Genomic DNA, 22,310 nt, shown 5'->3' with positions numbered 1-22,310 from the left:
TTCCCTCTCCCTCCGGGAGAGGGCTAGGGTGAGGGGCTCTTCGCAACATTTACGTGCAATGAGGCCAAACCATTTCCCCGCATCGCCCGATTTTGGTGCTGTACTGCCCTGAGCATTCCGGGAAAGCGCCCAAGCCTGTGCATGGCATAAGTCTTGCGCGCTTTCGAATACGCTTGGGCTCGCAGGAGGCACGCCGTGTCGATTCATGTCGCATTGCATCACGTTACGCATTACCGCTACGACCGCGCTGTCGAACTCGGCCCGCAGATCGTTCGCCTGCGCCCGGCTGCCCACAGCCGCACGCGGATTCTTTCATATGCACTGAAAGTCTCGCCCGAGCAGCATTTCATCAACTGGCAGCAAGATCCCCAGGGCAACTACCTGGCGCGTCTGGTGTTCCCCGAGAAAACCGATGAGTTGCGCATCGAAGTCGATCTGCTGGCCGAGATGGCCGTGTTCAACCCGTTCGACTTCTTCCTTGAGCCCTACGCCGAGAAAATCCCCTTCACCTATGCCGCCGATGAGCGCAAGGAGCTGGCGCCGTACCTCGAAACCCTGCCTCTGACGCCGACCTTCAAAGCCTATCTGGAAGGCATCGACCGCACGCCGTTGCCGGCTGTGGACTTTCTGGTAGCGCTCAACCAGCGTCTGAGCGAAGACATCAATTACCTGATCCGCATGGAGCCGGGCGTGCAAACCCCGGAACACACACTCGAACACGCCTCTGGCTCGTGTCGCGACTCGGCGTGGTTGCTGGTGCAATTGCTGCGTAACCTTGGCCTCGCGGCGCGATTCGTCTCCGGTTACCTGATTCAATTGACCGCCGATGTGAAAAGCCTCGATGGTCCGTCCGGCACCGAAGTCGATTTCACCGATCTGCACGCCTGGTGCGAAGTCTATCTGCCGGGCGCCGGCTGGATCGGCCTCGACGCCACTTCCGGGCTGTTCGCCGGCGAAGGGCATATCCCGCTGGCCTGCAGTCCCGATCCGTCCTCGGCGGCACCGATCAGTGGCTTGGTCGAACCGTGCGAGTGTGAGTTCAGCCACGAAATGTCGGTGGAACGGATCTGGGAAGCCCCTCGGGTCACCCAGCCCTACAGCGAGGAGCAATGGCTGGCGATTCAGGCGCTGGGCCGCCAGATCGATGCCGACCTGCTGGAAGGGGACGTGCGCCTGACCATGGGCGGCGAACCGACGTTCGTCTCCATTGATGACCCGGACGGCGCCGAATGGAACACCGCCGCCCTGGGGGCGGACAAGCGTCGGCTTTCGGCCGAACTGTTCCAGCGCCTGCGCAAGCATTACGCACCGCAAGGGCTGGTGCATTTCGGGCAGGGCAAATGGTATCCGGGCGAGCAGCTGCCGCGCTGGTCGCTCAATTGTTATTGGCGCCGTGATGGCGTGCCGATCTGGCACAACGACGCACTGATCGCCGATGAGCAGCAAGACTACGGCGCTGACGGCGAGCTGGCCGGACGCTTTCTGGCGAGCGTCGCCGAGCGTCTGAAATTGCCCGCGCGCTTTGTCTTCCCGGCTTACGAGGACCATTTCTATTACCTGTGGCGCGAGGGGGCATTGCCGGGCAATGTCAGCGCCGAGGATTCGCGTCTGGAAGAACCTCTGGAGCGCGCCCGGCTGCGCAAGGTGTTCAGCCACGGGCTCGACAAGGTCATCGGCCAGGTACTGCCGCTGGCGCGCACGGCCAAGGGCGATCAATGGCAGAGCGGGCGCTGGTATCTGCGTGACGAACATTGCCGTCTGGTCCCGGGGGATTCGCCGCTGGGCTATCGGCTGCCGCTCGGTTCGCAGCCGTGGGTAAAAGCCGCCGAGTATCCGTTCATCCATCCTCAGGATCCGAATCAGGATTTTCCCGCGTTGCCGGATACCGCGCAGCTCAACCGCCACGCTGAACCTGCGAGCGTTGACGAGCGTGTGCCGCAGATCGACGAGTCCGCCGACTGGCTGACCCGCACCGCGTTTTGCGCCGAAGCTCGCGAGGGGCGTTTGTACCTGTTCATGCCGCCGCTGGAGCGGCTCGAGGACTATCTGGAGCTGGTCGCGGCCATTGAGGCGACGGCCGCAGAACTGCGTTGCCCGGTGCTGCTGGAAGGCTACGAACCGCCAGGCGATCCGCGCCTGAGCAACTTGCGCATCACCCCGGATCCGGGCGTGATCGAGGTCAACGTGCAGCCGTCGGCAACCTGGGACGAGTTGGTCGAACGTACCGAGTTTCTTTATGAGCAGGCACGCCAGACCCGCCTGACCACCGAGAAATTCATGATCGACGGCCGCCATACCGGCACCGGCGGGGGCAACCATTTCGTGCTCGGCGGCGCGACACCGGCGGACTCGCCGTTTCTGCGCCGTCCGGACCTGCTGCGCAGCCTGATCAGTTATTGGCACAACCACCCGTCGCTGTCGTATCTGTTTTCCGGCTTGTTCATCGGCCCGACCTCCCAGGCGCCACGGGTCGACGAGGCGCGTAACGATGCGTTGTATGAGCTGGAAGTCGCCTTCGCGCAAATGCCGGCGCCGGGCGAGGAGTGTGCGCCGTGGCTGGTCGACCGGCTGTTGCGCAACTTGCTGATCGACGTCACCGGCAACACCCATCGCGCCGAATTCTGCATTGATAAGCTGTATTCCCCGGACGGTGCCACCGGGCGCCTCGGTCTGTTGGAGTTGCGCGCCTTCGAGATGCCGCCCCATGCGCGCATGAGTCTGGCTCAGCAGTTGTTGTTGCGGGCGCTGGTTGCACGATTCTGGCGCGAGCCTTATGCGCCGCCGAACCTGGCGCGCTGGGGGACTGAACTGCACGACCGCTTCATGCTGCCGCATTTCATCGAGCAGGATTTCGCCGACGTCATCGTCGAACTCAACAATGCCGGTTATCCATTGCGCGCCGAATGGTTCGCCGCGCATCTGGAATTCCGCTTTCCCAAGGTGGGCGATTACGCGGTCAATGGCATCGAACTGGAACTGCGGCAGGCGCTGGAGCCTTGGCATGTGTTGGGCGAGGAGGGCACGGCGGGTGGCACGGTGCGTTATGTCGATTCGTCGCTGGAGCGTTTGCAGGTCAGGCTCAAGGGCTTGCCGCCGCAGCGTTACCTGCTGACCTGCAACGGCATCCCGGTGCCGCTGCAACCGACCGGGCGGATCGGCGAGTTCGTCGCCGGCGTGCGCTTTCGGGCCTGGCAACCGGCCAATTGCCTGCAGCCGACGATTCCGGTGCACGCGCCGCTGGTGTTCGACCTGCTCGACACCTGGATGCAACGTTCGCTGGGCGGTTGTCAGTACCACGTGGCGCACCCGGGCGGGCGCAACTACGAGACACTGCCGGTCAATGCCAACGAGGCGGAGAGCCGGCGCATGGCGCGTTTCTTCCGCATCGGCCACACGCCGGGGAAACTTCCGATACCGAATCCGACCGTTTCCGACGAACTGCCGATGACGCTCGATTTGCGACGTTTCTAATTCCTGCGCGACGTGCGGATTTTTCGTATATCCGGGCGTCATCTGCCTGCGTTAGTCTGACCGTTCCTTGCTGTCTGCCGAGCTTTCCATGCCTGACCTGCTAGACCGCTACCCGCTCACTGCGGGCACTTATCACGAACTGCTCGATGGCAGTGGTGCAGTGCGCCCGCACTGGCAGCGGCTGTTCGATCATTTACAGCGCAGCAGCCCGGCGCAACTGGTGCAGCGTCAGGCGTTGCTGGCCCGGCAGATTCAGGAAAACGGCGTCACCTATAACGTCTACGCCGACCCGAAGGGCGCTGATCGGCCGTGGGAGCTGGACCTGTTGCCGCACGTGATCGCCGCTGACGAGTGGCAGCACCTGTCAGCCGGAATCGCCCAGCGGGCGCGCCTGCTCAATGCGGTGCTGGCCGATCTGTACGGCCCGCAACGGTTGATCAGCGAAGGGCTGTTGCCGGCGGAGCTGGTCTTCGGTCACAACAATTTTCTCTGGCCTTGCCAAGGCATTGCGCCGCCGGAAGAGAACTTTCTGCATCTGTACGCAGTGGATCTGGCGCGCACGCCGGACGGGCGCTGGTGGGTGACGGCAGATCGCACCCAGGCGCCGTCGGGGGCCGGTTATGCGCTGGAAAACCGCACCATCGTCTCGCGGGCGTTTCCCGAGTTGTACCGCGATCTGAAGGTGCAGCACCTGGCCGGGTTCTTCCGTACCCTGCAGGAAACCCTCGCGCGGCAGGCGCCCTGTGACGACGACGCGCCGCTGGTGGTGCTGCTGACGCCCGGACGCTTCAACGAAAGCTATTTCGAACACCTTTATCTGGCGCGCCAGCTCGGTTATCCGCTGGTTGAAGGCGGCGATCTGACGGTGCGCGATGCCACGGTGTTCCTGAAAACCCTCAGCGGTTTGCGCCGGGTCCACGCGATCATGCGTCGGCTCGACGATGACTTCTGCGATCCGCTTGAGTTGCGTACCGATTCGGCGCTCGGCGTGCCCGGCTTGCTGGAAGCGGTGCGGCAGGGCCGGGTGCTGGTGGCCAACGCCCTGGGCAGCGGTGTGCTGGAGTCACCGGGGTTGCTCGGGTTTCTGCCGAAGATCAATCAATACCTGTTTGGCGAAGAGCTGATCCTGCCGTCCATCGCCACTTGGTGGTGCGGCGAGGCGCCGGTGCTGGCGCAGGCCCTGGAAAAACTGCCGGAGCTGCTGATCAAACCGGCCTTCCCCTCACAAAGTTTTGCCCCGGTGTTCGGCCGGGATCTGAGTGAGCAACAGCGTCAGGCGCTCGCCGAGCGCATGCAGGCCCGGCCCTATGCCTACGTGGCGCAAGAGCTGGCGCAGCTGTCCCAGGCTCCGATCTGGCAAGCCGAGGACGGCCAGTTGCAACCGCGGGCCATCGGCATGCGCATGTACGCCGTGGCCAGTCGCGACGGCTACCGCGTGCTGCCCGGTGGCCTGACCCGGGTGGCCGCCGAGGCCGATGCCGAAGTGGTGTCGATGCAACGCGGCGGTGCGAGCAAGGACACCTGGGTGTTGGGCGAGCGCCCGCCGAGTGGTGAGCAATGGAAAACCCAGCGCAATGTCGGTGTACATGATCTGGTGCGCCGCGATCCATATCTGCCGTCACGGGTGGTGGAAAACCTGTTCTGGTTCGGCCGCTATTGCGAGCGTTGCGATGACAGTGCGCGATTGCTGCGCATCATGCTCGCGCGGTATGTCGATGGCGATGATCCGCAGGCCTTGCAAGCGGCGGTCGATCTCGGCGAGCGGCTGACGTTGTTGCCAGACGAAGGTGAATTGCCGGAGCGACTGCTCGCCGCATTGCTCGGTGAAGACTGGTCATTCAGCCTGCGTTCCAACCTGCAGCGCTTGCAGTGGGCCGCCTCACAGGTGCGCGGCAAGCTCTCCCGGGAAAACTGGCAGGCCTTGGTGGAGTTGCAGCGCGAAGCCATGGAGCTGGACACCGACGCGCCGGACTTCGGCGAGCTGCTGGACTTTCTCAACCGCCTGGTGATGTCGCTGGCGGCGCTGTCCGGGTTCGCCCTGGACGACATGACCCGCGACGAAGGCTGGCGCTTTTTGATGATCGGTCGGCGCATCGAACGCCTGCAGTTTCTCAGCAGCAGCCTTGCGGCGTTCCTGCGAGGGAGCGCCGCGTTCGATCAGGCGGGGCTTGAGTGGCTGCTGGAGCTGGGCAACAGCAGCATCACTTACCGTTCTCGTTATCTGGCGGTGGCGCAGTTGATCCCGGTGCTCGACTTGTTGCTGCTCGACGAGCAGAACCCGCATGCAGTGTTGTTCCAGTTGAAACTGGTGACCCGCACGCTGAAACGCCTGAACGATGATTTCGGCGTGCCCCGCGAGGCCGGACTGCCGCAACTGGTCGAGCGTCTGGCACGCTTTGATCTGGGTTGTCTGGAGAATTCGCTGTTCGGCGAATCCAGCGTGCGCGCCGCACTCGATGGTCTGGCGGACTTGCTGCAAGACATCGCCGAGGCCAGCGGGCAAGTCTCGGATCGCCTGGCCCTGCGCCACTTTGCCCATGTCGATGATGTCAGCCAGCGTACGGTGTCGGTCTGATGAGCGCGAATTACCAGATCTTCCACGACACTTGTTATCACTACGACAGCCCGGTGTCGCTGGCGCAGCAATTGGCGCACTTGTGGCCCCGTGAATGCACATGGCAGCGCTGCACCGAACAGCAATTGCTGATCAGTCCGGAGCCGACAACCCGGCGTGACGAACTCGATGTCTTCGGCAATCCGCTGACCCGTCTGGCCTTCGAGCGGCCGCACGACGAGTTGCAGGTCAACGCACGGCTCACCGTTGAAGTGCTGGCGCGACCGCCGGCGGACTTCAATCTGTCCCCGGCGTGGGAGCAGACGTGCAATGCGCTGACCTACAGCAGTCAGCCGTTGTCCGCCGCAATGTTGGAGGCTTGTCGTTATCGCTTTCAGTCACCCTACGTGCACCTGAAACGCAGCTTCGTCGAGTTCTCCGAAAGCTGCTTCCCGCCGGGCCGGCCTTTGATGCTGGGCGTGCAGGCCTTGATGCAGAAGATTTTTAGCGAGTTCACGTTCGATGCCGAGGCCACGCAGGTGGCGACGCCGCTGGTGGAGGTGCTGGAGCGCCGCCGTGGCGTGTGTCAGGACTTCGCCCACCTGATGCTCGCCTGTGTGCGCTCGCGAGGGCTGGCGGCGCGTTACATCAGCGGCTATCTGCTGACCCAGCCACCGCCGGGACAGCCACGTCTGATCGGCGCCGATGCGTCGCACGCCTGGGTGTCAGTGTTCTGTCCGGTATTGGGTTGGGTGGATTTCGATCCGACCAACAATGTGCAGCCGGCGCTGGAGCACATTACCCTGGCCTGGGGCCGGGACTTTTCCGATGTGTCGCCGTTGCGAGGGGTGATTCTGGGGGGCGGTAGCCACGACCCGGAAGTGCGGGTCACCGTGATGCCACTGGACTGAAGACAACTCGAGCGTGAGGAGCTTTTGTGGCGAGGGGATTTATCCCCGATCGGCTGCGAAGCAGTCGCCCAGTCCAGACAACTCATTCGATTAGGCCGGACACAGGGGCCGCTTCGCGACCCATCGGGGATAAATCCCCTCGCCACAGATCGCTCCCTCAGGGAGCGAATCAGCAATCAGCTCAGGCGTCGGGCGCCTGATCTTTCGGTGCTTCAACATCATCATCGTCATCAGTCGCCACTTCACCGTCAGGGTTCAGTGCCGCTTCTTCAGCCATTTGTTTCTTGCGCTGAAGCTTTTCCTCTTTCTTCTGTTCCTTTGCCAGGTCTCGTTGACGTTTGGCGAAGGAGTAATTGGGTTTGGCCATGGGCGATCCTCTGGGGTCGAAGGTGAGGTTGAGCGGCGCGTATTCTGCCCTGTATCGGTGTCCGGCGGTTAGCCGGGTTTTTGGTCGACCCACTTCGGCGTGACGGTCGGCTTCCACTGATCGAGGGCGTCGAGCAGGGTGTCTGGCGATTCGCTCACTTGCAGCATGTCACGGTGTGGCGCACGAACGAAGCCTTCGCCGACGATATGGTCAAGAAAAGCGGTGAGTCTGCTGTAAAAACCGTTCACTTCCAGCAGCCCCAGCGGCTTGCCGTGGTAGCCGAGCTGGCCCCAGGTCCAGACTTCGAACAGCTCCTCCAGCGTGCCGAGGCCGCCGGGCAGGGCGATGAATGCATCGCTGAGTTCAGCCATGCGCGCCTTGCGCGCGTGCATGCCGTCGACCACTTCCAGGCGTGTCAGGCTTTTGTGGCCGATTTCCTTGTCCATCAGGCTCTGCGGAATGATCCCGATCACTTCACCACCGGCGGCCAGTGCGGCATCGGCGACCAGCCCCATCAAGCCCACGGCACCACCGCCGTAGACCAGGGTCAACTGGCGCTCGGCCAGCGCGCGGCCAAGGGTTTTGGCGGCTTCAGTGTAAGCCGGATCGGTACCGGCGTTGGCACCGCAAAATACACAAACGGATGTGAGAGACATGCCTTCCTCCTGGGTCAATCCGTCACAGGGTAACGGCTGGCACGCCCTGATCCAAGGGCTAGACTTCTCGCTCCGGCGATTCAAAAGTACCGCTGGCGCCGCAGGCATAGGCGGCAAGCAAACTGCACAACAGACCGTTAAAGAACATGACAGGCACTCCGTCTCAGTAGATGGGCCGATCATAGGGGCGTCCGTTGCATCTGGCCGGTAGATTGTTTCGATGAGTGTCATAGCCTGAAAGTTGTATACAATTTTTGACTCAAGTCATAGGAACTTGCGAAGATTTCAGGCAGTCTTTCCATCATTCGTGTTTTGTTAACCCTGCCTTGGAGATTCACCATGTTTTCCAAAGTTGTTGCGGTATCCCTGCTGGCGCTGGCCAGCAGCCAATTGATGGCTGCCGAGTGCAAAACCACCGTTGACTCCACCGATCAGATGTCCTTCAACACCAAGGAAATCGTGATCGACAAGAGCTGCAAGACGTTCACCGTCGAACTGACCCACTCCGGCAGCCTGCCGAAAAACGTCATGGGCCATAACCTGGTGATCAGCAAAGAAGCGGACATGCAGCCGATTGCTACTGACGGCCTGGCTGCCGGCATCGACAAGAACTACCTGAAAGACGGCGACGCGCGCGTCATCGCTCACACCAAGATCATCGGTGCCAAGGAAACCGACTCGTTGACTTTCGACGTGTCGAAACTGAATGCCGCTGAAAAATACGGCTTCTTCTGCTCGTTCCCGGGCCACATCTCGATGATGAAAGGCACCATTACGGTCAAGTAAGCCGGGCCACCGTGTCATCGTTCATCGCGGGCAAGCCCGCCCCCACAGGTTCTATGTCTGCCACAACTTTTGTGTACACCTGAAATCCTGTGAGAGCGGGCTTGCCTGCGAAGAGGCCATCCGCCTCGAGCGATGTTCTGGCCAAAGAAAAGCCCGCTGAGGATCACGCCTCAGCGGGCTTTTTCATTCCATCACCGATCAGGGTGCGAACGGCATGACGCGCTTGTGATGGGTCTTGTTGTACGTGTTGACGATGATGTCGAACGCTTCCTGACGCACCGGCTCGCCATGCAGGAAGGCGTCGATCTCGGCATAGGTCACACCGTGGGAGGCTTCGTCCGGTTTGCCCGGCGACAGGTCTTCCAGGTCCGCAGTCGGCACTTTCTCCACCAACGACTCCGGCGCACCGAAGCTGCGGGCAATCGCCCGGACCTGGTTTTTCACCAGGCCGCTGAGCGGGGCCAGGTCGCAGGCGCCGTCACCGAACTTGGTGAAGAAACCCATCACGGCTTCCGCCGCGTGGTCGGTGCCGATCACCAGACCGTGGGCCGCGCCGGCGATGGTGTACTGGGCGACCATGCGCATCCGCGCCTTGGTGTTGCCGAGCACAAAATCCACCGACACCGCGTGCTTGCCTTCGAACGCCGCAACTTCACTGGCCAGCGACTTCACCGCCGGTCCGATGTTGACGGTGTGGCGCTCGTCCGGGGCGATGAAATCCACCGAGGCCTGGGCGTCGTGTTCGTCGAACTGGGTTTCGTACGGCAAGCGCACGGCGATGAACTTGTAGCTGTCGTCGCCAGTGCGCTCGCGCAGTTCACGCATGGCACGCTGGGCCAGGAGGCCGGCGGTCAGCGAGTCGACACCGCCGCTGATGCCCAGCACCAGCGTCTTGAGCCCGGAATAGACCAGGCAATCCTGAATAAAGGTAATGCGCCGGGCGACTTCGGCCTGCAGGGCCTGGTAGTCAGCGAACGGCGGTTGCACCTTGAGCTGTTCAGCAATCTCACGCTGTACGGCTTGCATGAATTCACTCCTTGCTAGATAGACTGGAATCGGCAGGAACCTGGAACACGTGTCGCAAATAGGCGACGAAATTCGGGTCTTTACAGTGGGTCTTGCCTGGCTCGTCGGAGATCTTCGCCACCGGCTGGCCGTTGCAGGCGGTCATTTTAAGCACGATGCTCATCGGTTCGACACCTGGAATGTCACAGGTCAGGTTGGTGCCGATGCCGAAGCTCACGTTGATCCGGCCGTGCAGGGCGCGGAAAATTTCCAGCGACCTGGGCAGGGTCAGGCTGTCGGAGAACACCAGGGTCTTGCTCATCGGGTCGATGCCGAGCTTGTGGTAGTGCGCGATGCATTTTTCACCCCAGGCCACGGGATCGCCGGAGTCATGACGCAAACCGTCAAACAGCTTGGCGAAGAACAGGTCGAAATCGCCGAGGAACGCATCGGTGGTGATGCAGTCGGTCAGGGCGATCCCCAGCAAGCCACGGTACTCGCGGACCCAGCAATCGAGCGCAGCGATCTGGCTGTCGATCAGCCGCGGGCCGAGTTGCTGGTGAGCCATGATCCATTCGTGGGCCATGGTGCCCAACGGTTTCATGTCCAGCTCGCGGGACAGGTGCACGTTGCTGGTGCCGACGAAGCGCCCGGGGAAATCGTGCTTGAGCACGTTCACCACTTCTTCCTGCACGCGGTACGAGAAGCGTCGACGGGTACCGAAATCGGCTACCTGCAATTGCGCCAGTTCATCGGCAGAGGCATTCGCGGTGAGCCAGTCGAACTTGCGGTAAAGCTGCTCGCGGGCCTGCTCGAGCACCGTGTCGCGGTAGCGATAGCGGTTGCGCACTTCGCTGACGATGGCCAGCAACGGCACTTCGTAGAGGATCACATGCAACCACGGCCCGCGCAGGCGGATGAACAGCTCGCCGTTCTCGATGCCGGTGTGCAGGTAGCGCAGGTTGAAGCGGAACAGCCCGAGAAAACGCAGGAAATCCGGTTTGATGAAGCTGATGCGCTCAAGAAAACTCAACTGGTCGGCGCTCAGGCTCAATTCGGCCAGACGCTCGACCTGAAAGCGGATCTCGGCCAGATACGGGCGCAGATCCTCGGCGTTACGGCAACGGAACTCCCATTCGACTTCGACGTTGGGGTAGTTGTGCAGCACCGCCTGCATCATCGTCAGTTTGTAGAAGTCGGTGTCGAGCAGGTTCTGCACGATGCGATCGGCAAACACACTCTCGCTCATAAACGGGGTCTCCAGGTGCACCGCGCCCGGCGCGGTATCAAACAATGGTGCTAGTGGCGCATATCAGCGGCAGGGATTGCCAGCGATTTCTGCTGCGCGTGAGGTCAACCGGGGCGAGCGGGAGCAAGCGCCCTCGCCACTGGAGGTGTGTCAGGCGATTGATAGTCAGGCATCCGGGCTATCAATCTGTTCGAGCATCCACTTCACAAAATCGCGCACCTTCGGCACTTCCGCCGCGTGCTCCGGATAGGCCAGGTAATAAGCGTCGGAACTGGGCATCGCATGCTGCCAGGGAATGACCAGTTTGCCGTCGGCCAATTCCTCTTCCACCAGAAACCGTGGCAACAACGCCACACCGCAACCGACCTGGGCGGCGCGGATGCACATATAAAAGGTTTCGAAGCGTGGCCCGTGGTAGCTGTGCTCGGTCTGGTAACCCTGGCTGTCGAACCAGTCGTGCCAGGCCTGCGGGCGCGAGGCGTTTTGCAGCAGCACCAGGTCGGTCAGTTGCGTCGGGTCAGTGAAGGGTTTGTCCGGCAGGCTGCCCGGCGCACAGACCGGCACCAGCTCCTCGCCAAACAACTTCAGGCACTCGGTGCCGGGGCGTGAACCCTGGCCGAAGTAGAACGCCAGATCGCTGCGCCCTTGCAGCAAATCATCCGCCTCCTGCTCGTTGCAAAGATCGAGGTGAATCGACGGGTGGCGCAGGCGCCAGCCTTTGAGGCGCGGCACCAGCCAGCGGGCGCCGAAGGTCGAAGGCGTAGACACGCGCAGGACTTCGGTCTCGCCGCCGTAGGAACGCAGGTAATGCGTCGACATTTCCACCTGGGTGAGGATTTTTCGGACTTCCACCAGGTACAGATCCCCGGCCGGGGTCATCTGCAAGCGACGACGCACGCGGCGGAACAACAAGTGCTGCAACAATTCCTCAAGCTGCGCCACCTGTTTGCTGACGGCGCTCTGGGTCAGGTTCAGCTCCTCGGCGGCCCGGGTGAAACTCAAGTGCCGGGTCACGGCCTCGAAGCACTGCAACGCGGTGATCGACGGCAGGTGGCGTTTATTCAGCATGGGTGGTCCTTTTCTTGTCTTTCTCAGCGCAGCATGAATAAACGGAATGATATCTCGCGTAAAGGTCGTTTGTTGCCTCGCCATTGTGACGCTACAACTAAAGGCCTGCCCGGTCGCGAAAAAGCGTCCGCACACATTCAGTTTTTTGCTTGAGGAGTGACCCATGGTTGCCGCATTGCTTGATCGTCTCGGTGTGAACCCGGCCCTGTACCAGAACGGCAAGGTGCCGGTGCATTCGCCCATCGACGGCAGCCGCATCGCTGCGGTGAACTGGGAAGGCCCGGCCGAAGTCGAGCAGCACATCAGTCGCGCAGATCATGCGTTCGAGCAATGGCGCAAGGTTCCGGCCCCGCGTCGTGGCGAGCTGGTGCGTCAGTTCGGCGAAGTGTTGCGCGAATACAAGGCCGATCTCGGCGAGCTGGTGTCGTGGGAAGCGGGCAAGATCACCCAGGAAGGTTTGGGTGAAGTGCAGGAGATGATCGACATCTGCGACTTCGCCGTCGGCCTGTCCCGTCAGTTGTACGGCTTGACTATCGCCTCCGAGCGCCCGGGCCACCACATGCGTGAAACCTGGCATCCACTGGGCGTGGTCGGCGTGATCAGTGCGTTCAACTTCCCGGTCGCGGTGTGGGCGTGGAATACCACGCTGGCGCTGGTCTGCGGCAACCCGGTGGTGTGGAAGCCGTCGGAGAAAACCCCGCTGACCGCACTGGCCTGCCAGGCATTGTTCGATCGCGTGGTGAAGAGCTTCACCGATGCCCCGGCCAACTTGTGCCAAGTGATCATCGGTGGCCGCGATGCCGGCGAAGCGCTGGTCGATGACCCGCGTGTCGCGCTGATCAGCGCCACTGGCAGCACCCGCATGGGCCGCGAAGTGGCGCCGAAAGTCGCTGCACGTTTCGCCCGCAGCATTTTGGAGCTCGGCGGCAACAACGCGATGATCCTCGGCCCAAGCGCCGATCTCGACATGGCGGTACGCGCGATTCTGTTCAGCGCGGTCGGCACTGCCGGCCAGCGTTGCACCACATTACGTCGGTTGATCGCCCATGAGTCGGTGAAGGAAGAGATCGTCACTCGCCTTAAAGCTGCGTACTCGAAAGTGCGCATCGGTCATCCGCTGGAAGGCAATCTGATCGGCCCGCTGATCGACAAGCACAGCTTCGAAAACATGCAGGATGCGCTGGAGCAGGCGCTGAGCGAGGGTGGCCGGGTATTCGGCGGCAAGCGTCAGCTCGAAGAGCAATTCCCCAATGCCTACTACGTGTCGCCGGCCATCGTTGAAATGCCGGAGCAGAGCGATGTGGTCTGCAGCGAAACCTTTGCGCCGATCCTCTACGTGGTCGGCTACAGCGATTTCGAGGAAGCGCTGCGCCTGAACAACGCGGTGCCACAAGGCCTGTCGTCGTGCATTTTCACCACCGACGTGCGCGAGGCCGAGCGGTTCATGTCGGCGGTCGGCAGTGACTGCGGCATCGCCAACGTCAACATCGGCCCGAGCGGCGCGGAAATCGGCGGCGCGTTTGGTGGCGAAAAGGAAACCGGTGGCGGTCGTGAGTCGGGCTCCGACGCATGGCGCGCGTACATGCGCCGCCAGACCAACACCGTGAACTATTCGCTGGAATTGCCGCTGGCGCAGGGCATTACCTTCGATTGACCGATGGAGATCCCCGGTAGGCGTGAGCCTGCTCGCGATGGCGATTGTTCAGTCAACATTAGTGCCGGATTTTCCGACGCTATCGCGAGCAGGCTCACTCCTACATTGAATTGTGTGTTTGGCAGGTTTCTGTTGGAGTCTGGCAATGCCGTTACGCGAAGAATGTCTGTGGGAAAAACTCACGCCGCAACGCCCGGATAACACCGCGCTGCGCGGCGAGGTCAAGGTCGATGTCTGTGTGATCGGTGCCGGGTTTACCGGGTTGTCGGCGGCGCTGCATCTGTTGGAAAAAGGTAAAAGCGTCTGCGTGCTGGAAGCGCATCGCGCCGGGCACGGCGGTTCCGGGCGCAACGTCGGGCTGGTCAATGCCGGCATGTGGATTCCACCGGACGAGATCGAAGCCGGTTTCGGCGAGGCGGTCGGCAGTCAGCTCAACCGCATGCTCGGGGCGGCGCCGGCGCTGGTGTTCAGCCTGGTGGATAAATACAACATCGACTGCCAGTTGCGCCGCGAAGGCACTCTGCACATGGCGCACAACGCCAAGGGTGAGGCGGATCTGCGCAGTCGCGAAGAGCAATGGAAGCGTCGTGGTGCGCCGGTCGAATTGCTCACCGGCAAGGCCTGTGAACAGGCCACTGGTACGCAAAAGATTGCCGCCGCATTGCTCGACCGCCGCGCCGGCACGCTCAACCCGATGGCCTATGTCACCGGTCTGGCCAACGCTGTGAGAGGGTTGGGCGGGCAGATGTTCGATCACTCGCCGGTCACCCGCCTTGAACGCCAGGGCCCGCAATGGTCGGTGCAGACCGGGCAGGGTTCGGTGCTCGCCGAGCAAGTGGTGATCGCCTCCAACGCCTACACCGAAGGCGACTGGACTGAACTCAAGCGTAACTTCTTCCCCGGCTACTACTACCAGGTCTCCTCGGTGCCACTGACCGAAGACGCGGCGCAGGCCATTCTTCCAGGCGGGCAGGGCTCGTGGGATACCCGGCAAGTGTTGAGCAGCATCCGCCGCGACAAGGACGGACGGTTGTTGCTCGGCAGTCTCGGCAACGGCAATCAGAAACCCACGTGGTTTCTCAAGGCCTGGGCCGATCGCGTGCAGCAACACTACTTCCCTAACCTGAAGCCGGTGGAATGGGAGTGCACCTGGACCGGGCGCATCGCCTTCACCCCCGATCACCTGATGCGCCTGTTCGAGCCGGCACCGGGACTGGTGGCCGTCACCGGTTACAACGGGCGTGGCGTTACCACCGGCACGGTGGTTGGCAAGGCGTTCGCCGATTACCTGTGTCACGGCAATCCTCAAGCCTTGCCGATTCCTTTTGCACCGATGCAGCCTCTGGCGGGTGTGGGCCTGCGCAGTTGCCTGTACGAGGCCGGGTTTTCGCTGTATCACGCGGGCCAGTGCCTGCGCATCGTTATCTGAGTGTTGAAATATGTTGCCGGAAGCGGCGCTTTTCGATGCAGCGACTAGCCTGTAATGGTGCGGGTTGTAGCAGTCCCGCACCAGCAGTGTGCAGTTCGGTGACGCGGGCTGTTACAGGCTGGTTGCACGTCGTTTGGTGCCGCGGTTGCAATGATGGCGCAAGCGGGTTGCGCCTGAGATTTTAAAAGGTTTCACCTTCCGCGGTTTAGACGGTTGCACGCCCAATGAAAATGGGAACGAAACAGTCGAAATAACAAGAAAGCAGCGACTTTTTGAAGAATAAAAAACCGATGGCACGGCGCTTGCTCAGAGCAATCAGTGAAGTGAAGTCGCAGTGCCAACTAAAAAAAACCTTGGAGCACCACCTCATGTCCCAGACGTTTTACAAGAAAGGCTTTCTGGCCCTCGCAGTCGCTACTGCGCTGGGTGTTTCTGCGTTTGCTCAAGCTGATGTGAAAATCGGTGTAGCGGGTCCAATGACTGGCGCCAACGCGGCATTTGGCGAGCAGTACATGAAGGGTGCACAGGCCGCGGCGGACGCGGTCAACGCGGCGGGCGGCGTCAACGGGGAGAAAATCGTTCTGGTCAAGGGCGATGACGCCTGCGAACCGAAGCAGGCCGTGACGGTCGCCAAGGACCTCACCAACCAGAAAGTCGCCGGTGTAGTCGGTCACTTCTGCTCCTCTTCGACCATTCCAGCGTCGGAAATCTACGACGAAGCCGGGATCATCGCGATCACCCCGGGTTCGACCAACCCACAAGTCACCGAGCGTGGCCTCAGCGCGATGTTCCGTATGTGCGGGCGTGATGACCAGCAAGGTATTGTGGCCGGCGACTACATCGTCGACGTGCTCAAGGGCAAGAAAGTCGTCGTGCTGCACGACAAAGACACCTACGGCCAAGGCCTGGCGGATGCCACCAAGGCACAACTGGTCAAACGCGGCGTGACGCCCGTGTTGTACGAAGGCCTGACCCGTGGCGAAAAAGACTTCAGCACCATCGTCACCAAGATCCGTGGCGCTGGCGCCGATGTCGTCTACTTCGGCGGCCTGCACCCGGAGGCCGGCCCGCTGGTTCGGCAACTGCGTGAGCAAGGCCTGAAAGACGTCAAGTTCATGTCCGATGACGGCATTGTGACCGACGAACTGGTGACCACCGCCGGTGGCCCGCAATTCGTCGACGGCGTGCTGATGACCTTTGGCGCCGACCCACGCCTGCTGCCAGACAGCAAGACCGTGGTAGACGCCTTCCGCAAGGCCGGTACCGAACCTGAGGGCTACACCCTGTACGCCTACGCTTCGGTACAAACCCTGGCGGCCGCGTTCAACGGCGCGAAGAAAAACGACGGCGAAGCCGCTGCCAAGTGGCTGAAGGCCAACCCGGTGAAAACCGTGATGGGCGAAAAAACCTGGGACTCCAAGGGCGACCTGAAAGTCTCCGACTACGTGGTTTACCAGTGGGACAAGGACGGCAAATATCACCAGCTGGAAAAACAGAAGTAAGGGCTGACGCGACCCTTTGAACTCCGCAAATCCCTGTGGGGGCGGGCTTGCCCGCGATGACGGCCTGACAGTCGACAACTGTGTTGAATGTTCTACCGCTATCGCTGGCAAGCCAGCTCCCACAAGGTCCAGTGGTGTTCGAACTGTTCGCGCTCTGACATTGCTCCGACGTAAATCTGTATTTTTCCTAGAAGAACCGCACACCCCGGGTGTGCAGGTTCTCACTGCGTGAGATTGCGTTATGGATGGTATTTTCCTGCAGCAACTGGTCAACGGCCTGACCCTCGGGTCGGTCTATGGCCTGATCGCCATCGGCTACACAATGGTCTACGGCATCATCGGCATGATCAACTTCGCCCACGGCGAGGTTTACATGATTTCTGCTTACCTGGCGGCAATCAGTCTGGCTCTGCTGGCTTACTTCGGTATTGAATCCTTCCCGCTGCTGATGCTCGGCACGCTGATTTTCACCATCGTGATCACGGCGGTGTATGGCTGGGTCATCGAGCGAGTCGCTTACAAACCCCTGCGCAACTCCACCCGACTGGCACCGTTGATCAGCGCCATCGGTATCTCCCTGATCCTGCAAAACTATGCACAGATCGCCCAAGGCGCCAAACAACAGGGGGTGCCGACCCTGCTGAGCGGTGCGTGGCGCGTTGAAGTCGGTACTGGCTTCGTGCAACTGACCTACACCAAAGTCTTCATTCTGGTGGCCGCCTTCGTCGGCATGGGTCTGCTGACCTACGTGATCAAGTACACCAAGCTCGGCCGCATGTGCCGCGCGACCCAGCAAGATCGCAAGATGGCGTCGATCCTCGGCATCAACACCGACCGGGTCATTTCCTATGTGTTCATCATCGGTGCAGCCATGGCGGCGCTGGCCGGCGTGCTGATCACCATGAACTACGGCACTTTCGACTTCTATGCCGGCTTCATTATCGGCATCAAGGCGTTCACCGCGGCGGTGCTGGGCGGTATTGGTTCGCTGCCTGGCGCGATGCTCGGCGGGATCATTCTCGGCATCTCCGAGTCGTTGTTCTCCGGCCTGGTCAACTCCGACTACAAAGACGTGTTCAGCTTCTCGCTGCTCGTACTTGTTCTGGTCTTCCGGCCGCAGGGCCTGTTGGGCCGTCCTCTTGTGTCGAAGGTGTAAGCGATGTCTTCAACCACTCAAAAAAGCATTGATATCAAAAAAAGCCTGGTTGAGGCGATTCTGGCCGGCCTGATTGCCCTGATCGTGTTCGGCCCGATTGTCGGCGTGGTGCTCGACGGCTACAGCTTCAACCTCGAGCCGACCCGTGTGGCGTGGATCATCGGCATCGTCATGCTCGGCCGCTTTGCCCTCAGCCTGTTCCTGCAAACGCCCAAGGGCCTGAAGATTCTCGACGGGTTCGAGAGCAGCGGTTCGGGCGTGCATGTATTGCCGTCCGACCACAAATCCAGTCTGCGCTGGATCATCCCGCTGCTGATTGTGCTCGCGATCATCGTGCCGTTTGTCTCCAACTCGTACCTGCTGGGCGTGGTCATCCTCGGGTTGATCTACGTGCTGTTGGGGCTGGGGCTGAACATCGTGGTCGGCCTGGCCGGTCTGCTCGACCTCGGTTACGTGGCGTTCTACGCCATCGGCGCCTACGGTCTGGCACTCGGTTACCAGTACCTCGGGCTGGGGTTCTGGACCGTGCTGCCACTGGCGGCGGTCACTGCCGGCCTGGCCGGTTGCATCCTCGGTTTCCCGGTGTTGCGCCTGCATGGCGACTATCTGGCGATCGTGACCCTGGGCTTCGGTGAAATCATTCGCCTGGTCCTCAACAACTGGCTGTCACTGACCGGCGGCCCGAACGGTATGCCGGCGCCGTTGCCGACATTCTTCGGTCTGGAGTTCGGCAAGCGGGCGAAGGATGGCGGGGTGCCGTTCCATGAGTTCTTCGGCATCGCCTACAACCCGGACGTGAAGTATTACTTCATCTACGCGGTATTGTTTCTGGTGGTACTGGCCGTGCTGTACATCAAGCATCGGTTGGTGAAGATGCCGGTGGGCCGCGCCTGGGAAGCCCTGCGTGAAGACGAAATCGCCTGCCGCTCGATGGGCCTCAACCACGTGCTGGTCAAGCTCTCGGCGTTCACCATCGGTGCGTCGACGGCCGGCCTCGCCGGTGTGTTCTTCGCCACTTACCAGGGCTTCGTCAACCCGACCTCGTTCACCTTCTTCGAATCGGCGCTGATCCTCGCCATCGTCGTGCTCGGCGGCATGGGCTCGACCATCGGCGTGGTAATTGCGGCGTTCGTGCTCACGGTTGCTCCGGAACTGCTGCGCGGCTTCGCTGAATACCGCGTGCTGCTGTTCGGCATCCTGATGGTGTTGATGATGATCTGGCGACCACGAGGGCTGATCCGCATCAGCCGTACCGGGGTCACTCCACGCAAAGGTGCCATTCACTATGAGAGGGCTGCGCCATGAGTGAAGTCGTACTCTCTGTGGAAAAACTGATGATGCATTTCGGTGGCATCAAGGCCTTGAGCGATGTCAGCCTGAAGGTCAAACGCAACTCGATCTTCGCCCTGATCGGCCCCAACGGTGCGGGCAAGACCACGGTGTTCAACTGCCTGACCGGGTTCTACAAGGCCTCTGGCGGCAAGATCGAACTCAACGTGCGCGGCAAGCAGACCAACGTCATTCAGTTGCTGGGCGAATCGTTCAAATCGACCGATTTCGTTTCGCCGAAGTCGTTCCTCAGCCGTCTGTACTACAAGATGTTCGGCGGTACGCATCTGGTGAACCGTGCGGGACTGGCGCGGACCTTCCAGAACATTCGCCTGTTCAAGGAAATGTCGGTGCTGGAAAACCTGCTGGTGGCCCAGCACATGTGGGTCAACCGCAACATGCTCGCCGGTATCCTCAACACCAAGGGCTATCGCAAGGCCGAAAGCGATGCGCTGGATTGCGCGTTCTACTGGTTGGAAGTGGTCGATCTGGTGGACTGCGCCAACCGTCTCGCCGGTGAACTGTCCTACGGCCAACAGCGCCGTCTGGAGATTGCCCGGGCCATGTGCACGCGGCCGCAGATCATCTGCCTCGACGAACCGGCCGCCGGCCTCAACCCTCAGGAAACCGAAGCGCTGAGCGCGATGATCCGGCTGCTGCGCGACGAGCACGATCTGACCGTGGTGCTGATCGAACACGACATGGGCATGGTCATGAGCATCTCCGACCACATCGTGGTGCTGGACCACGGCGTGGTCATCGCCGAAGGTGGCCCTGAAGCGATTCGCAATGATCCGAAAGTGATTGCCGCCTATCTCGGCGCCGATGAAGAGGAAGTGGCATGACCCAACCGATCCTCCAACTCAAGGACCTGGACGTGTTCTACGGCCCGATCCAGGCCCTCAAAGGCGTGTCGCTTGAAATCAACGAAGGCGAGACCGTCAGCCTCATCGGCTCCAACGGCGCGGGCAAGTCGACGCTGCTGATGTCGATCTTCGGCCAGCCACGGGCGGCGGGCGGGCAGATCCTCTATCAAGGCGTCGACATTACCCACAAGTCCTCGCACTACATCGCCTCCAATGGCATTGCGCAGTCGCCGGAAGGGCGGCGGGTGTTCCCCGACATGACCGTCGAGGAGAACCTGCTGATGGGCACCATCCCGATTGGCGACAAGTACGCCAAGGAAGACATGCAGCGCATGTTCGAACTGTTCCCGCGGCTCGAGGAACGGCGCACGCAGCGGGCGATGACCATGTCCGGCGGCGAACAGCAAATGCTCGCCATCGCCCGCGCGCTGATGAGTCGGCCGAAGCTGTTGCTGCTCGACGAACCGAGCCTGGGCCTGGCGCCGATTGTGGTGAAGCAGATTTTCGCCACCCTGCGCGAATTGGCGAAAACCGGCATGACCATTTTCCTGGTTGAGCAGAACGCCAACCATGCGCTGAAGCTGTCGGACCGGGCCTATGTGATGGTCAACGGCGAGATTCGCCTGACTGGTACAGGCAAGGAACTGCTGGTGAATGAGGAGGTGCGTAACGCTTATCTGGGCGGGCACTGATTGTTCCCACGTTATGCACAGCCCCGGCGACGCAAGTCCCGGGGCTTTTTTATCTCTCAAACCCACCGCAAAAACCCGTAGGAGTGAGCCTGCTCGCGATCGCGGTTTCCCATTCGCCATCTCCGCTGGCTGATACACCGCTATCGCGAGCAGGCTTACTCCTACAGTTGATTTGTGCCGGATTCGCGAATTGTGGAAAACAAATTCCGCCTGCTGCCAAAGCGCGACATATAGACGCTGCAAATGACTGTTTTTCCACAGTTTTGACTTGTCCCCGTTTGCTGTGGAGCTGGCTGTGAATAAGGTGGGTGTATCTGGCTGCAAGCCTTTTAAAACGTGGCCTGCAAGGGTGTGGCTGTTTTTTGATCAGGCTTTTTTGCAGGAGCTGACACCTTCGTTGTCAACCTTTTTCTGGGCGTCGACTATCAGGCTGTTCCATGTGAACAAGCCTGTGGATAAGTCTGTGATTAAACTCTGGAAAGACCGCGCTGAGGGCCGTAATTGCTGGCCTCGCGCAATCACTGGTGTGACCGGTCGGTCGTGCAAAATGCCACGTCCGGCACAACTGCCACTTCAGGGTCAAGCAAAAAACTTTCTATTTCCCCCGCAAAGCCTTATGTGGCGCGGCTTTGCGCGTTTGCACTTGCCCCCGGAAACTGTGGAAGGGACTGTGGATAACATGCGTGCACATGGCTGCAGGCCACGGTGGCTATGGTGTTGGCAGGCTTGGCTGTTTTTTGTACAGCTTGTGGGTGTTGCCCGTGCATGCGCGGGCGGGCATGCTGCCTGCTGATTTTCTATTCCAAGGGCCGCCTCGGCGGCCGAAGCAAGGAGAACACGATGTCCAACACCCTGTTTATCACCGGCGCGACGTCCGGTTTTGGTGAAGCCTGTGCCCGCCGTTTTGCCGAGGCCGGCTGGAAACTGGTGCTGACCGGCCGTCGTGAAGAACGCCTGACCGCCCTGTGCGCCGAGTTGTCCACGCAGACTGAAGTCCACGGCCTGGTGCTCGATGTACGCGATCGCAAGGCGATGGAAGAGGCGATCGCCAACCTGCCGCCATCGTTCGCCAAGCTGCGCGGCCTGATCAACAACGCCGGCCTCGCGCTGGGTGTTGACCCGGCGCCGAAGTGCGACCTGGATGACTGGGACACCATGGTCGACACCAACGTCAAAGGCCTGATGTACGCCACACGTCTGCTGCTGCCACGCCTGATCGCGCATGGCCGTGGCGCCGGTATCGTCAACCTCGGCTCCATCGCCGGCAACTATCCGTACCCGGGCAGCCATGTGTATGGCGCGACCAAGGCGTTCGTTAAACAGTTCTCGCTGAACCTGCGTTGCGACCTGCAGGGCACGGGCGTGCGCGTCAGCAACATCGAGCCGGGCCTGTGCGAAAGCGAGTTCTCGCTGGTGCGTTTTGCCGGTGACCAGGAGCGCTACAACGCGACCTACGCTGGCGCCGAGCCGATCCAGCCGCAGGACATCGCCGAGACGATCTTCTGGGTCATGAACACGCCGGCGCACATCAACATCAACAGCCTCGAGCTGATGCCGGTGAGCCAGACCTGGGCCGGGTTTGCCATCGAACGTAACAAGGTCTAAGACCGCATAA

Annotated in this window: 17 protein-coding genes; 12 read left to right on the top strand and 5 right to left on the bottom strand. The window is 61.2% G+C overall.

The genetic code is table 11. The annotated features are described in order from the left end of the window. The first annotated feature begins 195 nt into the window (after positions 1 to 195). The 3 genes from K5Y35_RS04665 to K5Y35_RS04655 all read left to right on the top strand — a co-directional run bounded on the left by K5Y35_RS04665 (position 196) and on the right by K5Y35_RS04655 (position 6,936). Positions 196 to 3,471, top strand: coding sequence for a DUF2126 domain-containing protein (locus tag K5Y35_RS04665; RefSeq protein ID WP_222833778.1), 3,276 nt, complete (start codon positions 196 to 198; stop codon positions 3,469 to 3,471). 88 nt (positions 3,472 to 3,559) lie between these two features. Continuing rightward, positions 3,560 to 6,046, top strand: a complete 2,487-nt coding sequence (locus tag K5Y35_RS04660; protein WP_222833777.1) for a circularly permuted type 2 ATP-grasp protein — start codon at positions 3,560 to 3,562, stop codon at positions 6,044 to 6,046. Continuing rightward, complete coding sequence (locus K5Y35_RS04655) at positions 6,046 to 6,936, top strand: transglutaminase N-terminal domain-containing protein (protein WP_128615696.1); 891 nt, start codon at positions 6,046 to 6,048, stop codon at positions 6,934 to 6,936. Before K5Y35_RS04660 ends, K5Y35_RS04655 begins: the two co-directional genes overlap by 1 nt. A gap of 181 nt (positions 6,937 to 7,117) precedes the next feature. Here the strand turns inward: K5Y35_RS04655 and K5Y35_RS04650 are convergent, their stop codons facing one another. Together K5Y35_RS04650 and K5Y35_RS04645 are read right to left on the bottom strand one after the other, a co-directional pair. Further along, positions 7,118 to 7,303: a hypothetical protein gene (locus K5Y35_RS04650; protein WP_123470938.1), complete on the bottom strand. Its 186-nt coding sequence runs from the start codon at positions 7,301 to 7,303 to the stop codon at positions 7,118 to 7,120. Between the two features lie 68 nt (positions 7,304 to 7,371). Further along, entirely contained in the window at positions 7,372 to 7,959 is a 588-nt protein-coding gene (locus K5Y35_RS04645; RefSeq protein ID WP_222833776.1) for a TIGR00730 family Rossman fold protein, read from the bottom strand. A gap of 339 nt (positions 7,960 to 8,298) precedes the next feature. Here K5Y35_RS04645 and azu point away from each other — a divergent pair, with 339 nt between their 5' ends. Continuing rightward, positions 8,299 to 8,745, top strand: a complete 447-nt coding sequence (gene azu / locus K5Y35_RS04640) for an azurin (protein WP_123470942.1) — start codon at positions 8,299 to 8,301, stop codon at positions 8,743 to 8,745. A 198-nt stretch (positions 8,746 to 8,943) separates the two neighbouring features. On the opposite strand, the gene nadE is transcribed toward azu, so the two are convergent. The 3 genes from nadE to K5Y35_RS04625 form a co-directional block, all read right to left on the bottom strand. Then, the gene (nadE, locus tag K5Y35_RS04635; protein ID WP_123470944.1) at positions 8,944 to 9,771 is read right to left on the bottom strand and encodes an ammonia-dependent NAD(+) synthetase; all 828 of its coding nucleotides are present in this window, start codon (positions 9,769 to 9,771) and stop codon (positions 8,944 to 8,946) included. Between the two features lie 4 nt (positions 9,772 to 9,775). After that, positions 9,776 to 10,999, bottom strand: coding sequence for a nicotinate phosphoribosyltransferase (gene pncB, locus K5Y35_RS04630; protein WP_123470945.1), 1,224 nt, complete (start codon positions 10,997 to 10,999; stop codon positions 9,776 to 9,778). A gap of 165 nt (positions 11,000 to 11,164) precedes the next feature. Then, positions 11,165 to 12,067, bottom strand: coding sequence for a LysR family transcriptional regulator (locus tag K5Y35_RS04625; protein WP_123470947.1), 903 nt, complete (start codon positions 12,065 to 12,067; stop codon positions 11,165 to 11,167). A gap of 163 nt (positions 12,068 to 12,230) precedes the next feature. Between K5Y35_RS04625 and K5Y35_RS04620 the strand changes: the two genes are divergently transcribed. The 8 genes from K5Y35_RS04620 to K5Y35_RS04585 all read left to right on the top strand — a co-directional run bounded on the left by K5Y35_RS04620 (position 12,231) and on the right by K5Y35_RS04585 (position 22,300). Further along, a complete protein-coding gene (locus K5Y35_RS04620; RefSeq protein WP_222833775.1) occupies positions 12,231 to 13,721 on the top strand; it encodes an aldehyde dehydrogenase family protein in 1,491 nt (496 codons plus the stop codon). 145 nt (positions 13,722 to 13,866) lie between these two features. Beyond that, complete coding sequence (locus K5Y35_RS04615; RefSeq protein ID WP_128615915.1) at positions 13,867 to 15,150, top strand: NAD(P)/FAD-dependent oxidoreductase; 1,284 nt, start codon at positions 13,867 to 13,869, stop codon at positions 15,148 to 15,150. 368 nt (positions 15,151 to 15,518) lie between these two features. Then, on the top strand, positions 15,519 to 16,652 hold the full coding sequence (locus tag K5Y35_RS04610) for an ABC transporter substrate-binding protein (protein WP_123470951.1): 1,134 nt from the start codon (positions 15,519 to 15,521) through the stop codon (positions 16,650 to 16,652). 241 nt (positions 16,653 to 16,893) lie between these two features. After that, positions 16,894 to 17,808, top strand: a complete 915-nt coding sequence (locus K5Y35_RS04605; protein WP_034151619.1) for an ABC transporter permease subunit — start codon at positions 16,894 to 16,896, stop codon at positions 17,806 to 17,808. 3 nt (positions 17,809 to 17,811) lie between these two features. After that, positions 17,812 to 19,113, top strand: coding sequence for a high-affinity branched-chain amino acid ABC transporter permease LivM (gene livM / locus K5Y35_RS04600; RefSeq protein WP_123470953.1), 1,302 nt, complete (start codon positions 17,812 to 17,814; stop codon positions 19,111 to 19,113). Then, entirely contained in the window at positions 19,110 to 19,982 is an 873-nt protein-coding gene (locus K5Y35_RS04595) for an ABC transporter ATP-binding protein (RefSeq protein WP_123470954.1), read from the top strand. The genes livM and K5Y35_RS04595 overlap by 4 nt, the downstream gene beginning before the upstream one ends. After that, the gene (locus K5Y35_RS04590) at positions 19,979 to 20,695 is read left to right on the top strand and encodes an ABC transporter ATP-binding protein (RefSeq protein ID WP_123470957.1); all 717 of its coding nucleotides are present in this window, start codon (positions 19,979 to 19,981) and stop codon (positions 20,693 to 20,695) included. Before K5Y35_RS04595 ends, K5Y35_RS04590 begins: the two co-directional genes overlap by 4 nt. 840 nt (positions 20,696 to 21,535) lie before the next feature. Beyond that, on the top strand, positions 21,536 to 22,300 hold the full coding sequence (locus K5Y35_RS04585; RefSeq protein ID WP_123470958.1) for an SDR family oxidoreductase: 765 nt from the start codon (positions 21,536 to 21,538) through the stop codon (positions 22,298 to 22,300). Positions 22,301 to 22,310: the final 10 nt, after the last annotated feature.

The organism is Pseudomonas sp. SC3(2021) (assembly GCF_019856535.1).
Taxonomy (GTDB): Bacteria; Pseudomonadota; Gammaproteobacteria; order Pseudomonadales; family Pseudomonadaceae; genus Aquipseudomonas; species Aquipseudomonas monsensis.
This window is presented reverse-complemented; position numbering and strand designations above follow the sequence as displayed.

What these genes read in the sequence shown, in the direction of transcription:
- K5Y35_RS04645 (WP_222833776.1), bottom strand. Translation starts at nt 7,959, where the DNA reads ATGTCTCTCACATCCGTTTGTGTATTTTGCGGTGCCAACGCCGGTACC.
- azu (WP_123470942.1), top strand. Translation starts at nt 8,299, where the DNA reads ATGTTTTCCAAAGTTGTTGCGGTATCCCTGCTGGCGCTGGCCAGCAGC.
- K5Y35_RS04650 (WP_123470938.1), bottom strand. Translation starts at nt 7,303, where the DNA reads ATGGCCAAACCCAATTACTCCTTCGCCAAACGTCAACGAGACCTGGCA.
- K5Y35_RS04625 (WP_123470947.1), bottom strand. Translation starts at nt 12,067, where the DNA reads ATGCTGAATAAACGCCACCTGCCGTCGATCACCGCGTTGCAGTGCTTC.
- K5Y35_RS04585 (WP_123470958.1), top strand. Translation starts at nt 21,536, where the DNA reads ATGTCCAACACCCTGTTTATCACCGGCGCGACGTCCGGTTTTGGTGAA.
- pncB (WP_123470945.1), bottom strand. Translation starts at nt 10,999, where the DNA reads ATGAGCGAGAGTGTGTTTGCCGATCGCATCGTGCAGAACCTGCTCGAC.
- livM (WP_123470953.1), top strand. Translation starts at nt 17,812, where the DNA reads ATGTCTTCAACCACTCAAAAAAGCATTGATATCAAAAAAAGCCTGGTT.
- K5Y35_RS04615 (WP_128615915.1), top strand. Translation starts at nt 13,867, where the DNA reads ATGCCGTTACGCGAAGAATGTCTGTGGGAAAAACTCACGCCGCAACGC.
- K5Y35_RS04660 (WP_222833777.1), top strand. Translation starts at nt 3,560, where the DNA reads ATGCCTGACCTGCTAGACCGCTACCCGCTCACTGCGGGCACTTATCAC.
- K5Y35_RS04610 (WP_123470951.1), top strand. Translation starts at nt 15,519, where the DNA reads ATGTCCCAGACGTTTTACAAGAAAGGCTTTCTGGCCCTCGCAGTCGCT.
- nadE (WP_123470944.1), bottom strand. Translation starts at nt 9,771, where the DNA reads ATGCAAGCCGTACAGCGTGAGATTGCTGAACAGCTCAAGGTGCAACCG.
- K5Y35_RS04605 (WP_034151619.1), top strand. Translation starts at nt 16,894, where the DNA reads ATGGATGGTATTTTCCTGCAGCAACTGGTCAACGGCCTGACCCTCGGG.
- K5Y35_RS04655 (WP_128615696.1), top strand. Translation starts at nt 6,046, where the DNA reads ATGAGCGCGAATTACCAGATCTTCCACGACACTTGTTATCACTACGAC.
- K5Y35_RS04595 (WP_123470954.1), top strand. Translation starts at nt 19,110, where the DNA reads ATGAGTGAAGTCGTACTCTCTGTGGAAAAACTGATGATGCATTTCGGT.
- K5Y35_RS04620 (WP_222833775.1), top strand. Translation starts at nt 12,231, where the DNA reads ATGGTTGCCGCATTGCTTGATCGTCTCGGTGTGAACCCGGCCCTGTAC.
- K5Y35_RS04590 (WP_123470957.1), top strand. Translation starts at nt 19,979, where the DNA reads ATGACCCAACCGATCCTCCAACTCAAGGACCTGGACGTGTTCTACGGC.